Annotated in this window: 6 protein-coding genes; 5 read left to right on the top strand and 1 reads right to left on the bottom strand. The window is 68.6% G+C overall.

The features are described 5' to 3' along the window. From JMF90_RS23095 to JMF90_RS23085, 3 genes are all read left to right on the top strand, one after another. Nucleotides 1–874, top strand: an 874-nt coding sequence (locus JMF90_RS23095) for an electron transfer flavoprotein-ubiquinone oxidoreductase (RefSeq protein WP_201325469.1), incomplete at its 5' end; no start/stop codon positions are given. Nucleotides 875–922: 48 nt separating this feature from the next. Beyond that, the gene (bktB, locus tag JMF90_RS23090; RefSeq protein ID WP_201317464.1) at nucleotides 923–2116 is read left to right on the top strand and encodes a beta-ketothiolase BktB; all 1194 of its coding nucleotides are present in this window, start codon (nucleotides 923–925) and stop codon (nucleotides 2114–2116) included. 38 nt (nucleotides 2117–2154) lie between these two features. Further along, on the top strand, nucleotides 2155–3009 hold the full coding sequence (locus JMF90_RS23085; RefSeq protein ID WP_006489742.1) for a 3-hydroxybutyryl-CoA dehydrogenase: 855 nt from the start codon (nucleotides 2155–2157) through the stop codon (nucleotides 3007–3009). 71 nt (nucleotides 3010–3080) lie between these two features. Here JMF90_RS23085 and JMF90_RS23080 read toward each other — a convergent pair whose 3' ends face one another. Further along, complete coding sequence (locus JMF90_RS23080; protein WP_201317463.1) at nucleotides 3081–3746, bottom strand: TetR/AcrR family transcriptional regulator; 666 nt, start codon at nucleotides 3744–3746, stop codon at nucleotides 3081–3083. 69 nt (nucleotides 3747–3815) lie between these two features. On the opposite strand from JMF90_RS23080, the gene JMF90_RS23075 reads away from it, so the two are divergent. Together JMF90_RS23075 and JMF90_RS23070 are read left to right on the top strand one after the other, a co-directional pair. Then, entirely contained in the window at nucleotides 3816–4640 is an 825-nt protein-coding gene (locus JMF90_RS23075; protein ID WP_201317462.1) for an NmrA family transcriptional regulator, read from the top strand. Between the two features lie 2 nt (nucleotides 4641–4642). After that, nucleotides 4643–5128 carry a DUF1772 domain-containing protein gene (locus JMF90_RS23070; protein ID WP_011545743.1) on the top strand — a complete coding sequence of 162 codons (486 nt, stop codon included), beginning with the start codon at nucleotides 4643–4645 and terminating at the stop codon, nucleotides 5126–5128. Nucleotides 5129–5179 lie beyond the last annotated feature (51 nt).

Genomic DNA, 5179 nt, shown 5'->3' with positions numbered 1-5179 from the left:
GGTGGTCGGCTTCGTGGTGGGCCTGGGCTACACGAACCCGTACCTGTCGCCGTTCGAGGAATTCCAGCGCTACAAGACGCATCCGTCGATCCGCGCATTCCTCGAAGGCGGCAAGCGCGTGTCGTACGGCGCGCGCGCGATCACGGCCGGCGGCCTGCTGTCGCTGCCGAAGACGGTGTTCCCGGGCGGCGCGCTGATCGGCGACGACGCGGGCTTCCTGAACGCGTCGCGGATCAAGGGCAGCCACGCGGCGATCAAGACCGGCATGCTGGCGGCCGATGCCGCATTCGACGCGGTGCAGGCCGGCCGCCAGTCGGACGAGCTCAATGCGTACCCGGACGCGTTCAAGCAATCGTGGCTGTACACGGAGCTGTACCGTGCGCGCAACTTCAAGCAGTGGATGGCCAAGGGCCTGTACCTGGGCACGCTGATGGTGGGGCTCGAGCAGAAGGTGATGGGCGGCAACGTGCCGTGGACGCTGCATCACCGGCACGCGGACCACGAGATGCTGAAGCCGGCGTCGCAGTGCGAGCCGATCGCGTATCCGAAGCCGGACGGCAAGCTGACGTTCGACCGGCTGTCGTCGGTGTTCATCTCGAACACGAACCACGAGGAGAACCAGCCGGCGCACCTGACGCTGAAGGACGCGAGCGTGCCGGTGAACGTGAACTTGCGCACGTACGCGGGGCCGGAGGCGCGCTTCTGCCCGGCGGCGGTGTACGAGTTCGTGAAGAACGACGACGGCGGCGAGCGCCTCGTGATCAACGCGCAGAACTGCGTGCACTGCAAGACCTGCGACATCAAGGACCCGACGCAGAACATCGTGTGGGTCACGCCCGAAGGCGGCGGCGGGCCGAATTACCCGAACATGTAACGCAACGCATCCCCGCGCCCGCGGGCGCGAACGAACCGGAGTGAGACGATGAGCAATGCAGCGAAGGAAGTCGTGGTGGTGAGCGGTGTCCGTACCGCAATCGGTGATTTCGGCGGCAGCCTGAAGGATTTCTCGCCGACCGACCTCGGCGCGAAGGTGGTCGCCGAAGTGCTGTCGCGCGCGAACGTGCCGGGCGACGCGGTCGGGCACGTCGTGTTCGGCCACGTCGTGAACACCGAGCCGAAGGACATGTATCTCGCACGCGTCGCGGCGATCAACGGCGGCGTCGCGCAGCACACGCCGGCGCTGACCGTGAACCGCCTGTGCGGCTCGGGCCTGCAGGCGATCGTATCGGCCGCGCAGACGATCATGCTCGGCGATGCCGACGTCGCGATCGGCGGCGGCTCGGAGAGCATGAGCCGCGCGCCGTACACCGTGCCGGCCGCGCGCTTCGGCCAGCGCATGGGCGACGCGAAGCTCGTCGACATGATGCTCGGCGCGCTGCACGACCCGTTCCAGACGATCCACATGGGCGTGACGGCCGAGAACGTCGCGAAGAAATACGACATCTCGCGTGACGCGCAGGATGCGCTGGCGCTCGAATCGCATCGTCGCGCGGCGCGTGCGATCGCGGAAGGGCGCTTCAAGGACCAGATCCTGCCGATCTCGATCCGCGCGAAGAAGGGCGAAGTGGCGTTCGATACCGACGAGCACGTGCGCCACGACGCGAGCGCGGACGATTTCACGAAGCTCAAGCCGGTGTTCGCGAAGGAGAACGGCACCGTGACGGCCGGCAACGCGTCGGGCATCAACGATGCCGCGGCCGCCGTGCTGATGATGAGCGCGGACGCCGCACGCGCGCAGGGCGTGAAGCCGCTCGCCCGCCTCGTCGCGTATGCGCACGCGGGCGTCGATCCGGCGTACATGGGTATCGGCCCGGTGCCGGCCACGCAGAAGGCGCTCGAACGCGCGGGCCTGAAGATCAGCGATCTCGACGTGATCGAAGCCAACGAGGCATTCGCGGCCCAGGCGTGCGCGGTCACGCAGGAGCTCGGCCTCGATCCGGCCAAGGTCAATCCGAACGGCTCGGGCATCTCGCTCGGTCACCCGATCGGTGCGACCGGCGCGCTGATCACGGTGAAGGCGCTGTACGAGCTGAAGCGCATCGGCGGGCGTTACGCGCTCGTGACGATGTGCATCGGCGGCGGCCAGGGGATTGCGGCGATCTTCGAGAACATCTGATAATCGACCGCTCAGCCTCCGAATACACAGGAATCGTCATGGCCATCGAAACCGTCGGCGTCGTGGGCGCCGGAACCATGGGTAACGGCATTGCGCAAACCGCCGCCGTTGCAGGACTGAACGTCGTGATGATCGACGTCAGCGACGCCGCGCTCGACAAGGGCCTCGCGACGCTCAAGGGCAGCCTCGAGCGGCTCGTGTCGAAGGACAAGCTCGACGCGGCCGCACGCGATGCGGCGCTCGCGCGCATCACGACGTCGACCGACTACGCGAAGCTCGCCGCCGTCGACATCGTGATCGAAGCCGCGACCGAGAACGTCGAGCTGAAGGGCCGCATCCTGAAGCAGATCGAGGCGGTCGCGCGTCCGGACGCGATCATCGCGACCAACACGTCGTCGATCTCGATCACCGCGCTCGCGGCGCCGCTCGCCGATCCGTCGCGTTTTCTCGGCATGCACTTCTTCAACCCGGTGCCGCTGATGCCGCTCGTCGAGATCATCCGCGGGCTGCAGACGAGCGACGCGACCGCATCGGCCGTGCGCGCGCTGACCGAGCGTTTCGACAAGTCGCCGATCGGTGTGCGCAATTCGCCGGGTTTCGTCGTGAACCGGATCCTGGTGCCGATGATCAACGAAGCGTTCTTCGTGCTGGCCGAAGGCATCGCGTCGGCCGAGGAGATCGACGCGGGGATGAAGCTCGGCGCGAACCACCCGATCGGGCCGCTCGCGCTGGCCGACCTCGTGGGCCTCGACGTGTGCCTCGCGGTGATGGACGTGTTCGTGAAGGACTTCGGCGATCCGAAGTATCGTGCGTGCCCGCTGCTGCGCGAGATGGTGTCGGCGGGGCGGCTCGGGCGCAAGACCGGGCGTGGAGTGTACGACTACAGCAAGTAAGCGGCGCTTCATCCCACTTCGCGCGGCCGCCTTCGGGCGGCCGCTTGCATTGTGCGGCACGCATGGCGCGATCACGCGTCGAGCACCGCCAGATCGCGCGGCAGCATGCGCTTGAACATCGTGAGCAACCGCCGCGCCGCCTTCGGCGGCAGCGTGATCGCGTGGCGCACGGCCGCCGCGATCTGGATCATCATCAGCTCGGCGAATGCGCTGCGCTGCGCGCGGGTCGTGTCGGGCGCGACTTCCGCCAACGCATCCGCGAACAGGCCGGCCAGGAATTCTCCATCCGCGCGGTCCAGCGCCTGCAGCGCGCGATCGGCCTGGGTCGCGCGCCAGATGTCGCGCATCAGCGGCTCGTCGACGAACATCCGGTAGTAGCTGTCGGTGATGCGCGCGAGCGTGGCGTGCAGGTCGTCGAGCGTCTTCATTCCCGCGAGGTCGCGCCGCACGCAGTCGTGCCCGACTGCGTTGTAGCGCTCCGCGAGCGTGCCGATCACGGCCGCCTTGTCCGGAAAGTACTGGTACAGCGAACCGAACGAGATGCCCGTGCGTTCGACGATGTCGCTCATCCGGAACGCATCGCAGCCTTTCTCGATCATCACGTCCGACGCGCACGCGAGGATGCGCTCGAACCGCTCGCGGCTGCGCTGCTGCGTCGGTACCAGCCGCGCGCGCGCCGGCGTGTCCGCTGCCGCCGCGTCGGGCTCGTCGTTCTGCCCCGATTTTTGTCGGCCCATGCTGTCTCCCGAAAAACTTGACGTTGCTAATGCGAGAGTCTATCGTGTTTTTCGAAAAAGGAGACGCACATGTCGGCCCTTCCCATCCTCATCGTCGGCGGCTCGGGCAAGACGGGCGCCCGCGTCGATGCCCGGCTGCGCGCGCGCGGCCTCGCGACGCGGCCGGTGTCGCGCACGTCGGCCGTTCGCTTCGACTGGACGGCGCCCGAGACCTGGCCCGCCGCGCTCGACGGCGTGTCGGCCGCCTATGTGACCTACCAGCCCGATCTGGCCGTCGAAGGCGCGGTGGAGGCGATCGCCGGATTCGCGCGGCTCGCGCGGGGGAGCGGCGTCGAGCGCGTGGTGCTGCTGTCCGGGCGCGGCGAGCCGCGTGCGCAGGCGGCCGAGGCTGCATTGCAGGCGTCGGGCGTGGGCTGGGGTGTCGTGCGCGCAAGCTGGTTCAACCAGAACTTCTCCGAGGGCTATCTGCTCGACGGCGTGCTGGCCGGCGAAGTCGCGCTGCCGGTCGGCGCGGTGCGCGAGCCGTTCGTCGATGCGGACGACATCGCGGACGTTGCCGCGGCCGCGCTCACCGATGCGCGCTTCGCGAGCCGCGTGATCGAGGTGACGGGCCCGCGCGCACTGACGTTCGCCGAAGCGGTCGGCGAAATCGCGCGGGCCGCCGGGCGGCCGATCGCCTACCGCGAGATTCCGCACGATGCATTCGTCGCGGGGCTGAGCGAGGTCGGTGTGCCGGAGCCGGTCGTCGCGCTGCTCGACGACCTGTTCGACGTGGTGCTCGACGGGCGCAACAGCGCGGTGACGCACGGGGTCGAGGCCACGCTCGGGCGCCCGGCGCGCGATTTCGCCGACTATGCGCGCGCGGTCGCCGCGACCGGCGTATGGAGCGCCTGACCATGATCGCGTTCGTGACTTCAGCGTTGCTGTGGGGTTCGGCCATTGGCTGCGGGTTGATGGCCGGCGTGTACTTCGCGTTCTCGACGTTCGTGATGACGTCGCTCGGACGGCTCGCGCCGCAGGCCGGCGCGGCCGCGATGAACGCGATCAACGTCGACATCGTGCGTTCGCCGTTCATGCCGCTGTTCCTCGGCACGACGCTGATGGCGCTCGCGCTCGTCGTGATCGCGCTGTTCGATCGCGACTCGCCGGGCGCGATGGCGGCGCTCGCCGGCGGCGTGCTTTACGTGTTCGGCATGTTCGCGGTGACGATGGCCGTCAACGTGCCGCTCAACGACGCGCTCGCCGCGGCCGATCCGGCCACGGCGCAAGGCGCGGCGCTGTGGACGCGCTACCTGCACGACTGGACGAGGTGGAATCACGTGCGCACGGTGGCGTCGGCCGCCGCATGCGCATGCTTCATCGCGGCAATCGCGGCGCGCTAGCGGTATCGGCAGCGCGGCCGTTACGCGTAAAACGCCGACGGCGACATCCCG

Source organism: Burkholderia sp. E168m23, from assembly GCF_016586125.1.
GTDB classification, from domain to species: Bacteria; Pseudomonadota; Gammaproteobacteria; order Burkholderiales; family Burkholderiaceae; genus Burkholderia; species Burkholderia orbicola.
The sequence above is the reverse complement of the archived record's forward strand: the minus strand, read 5'-3'. Positions and strand labels throughout refer to the sequence as shown.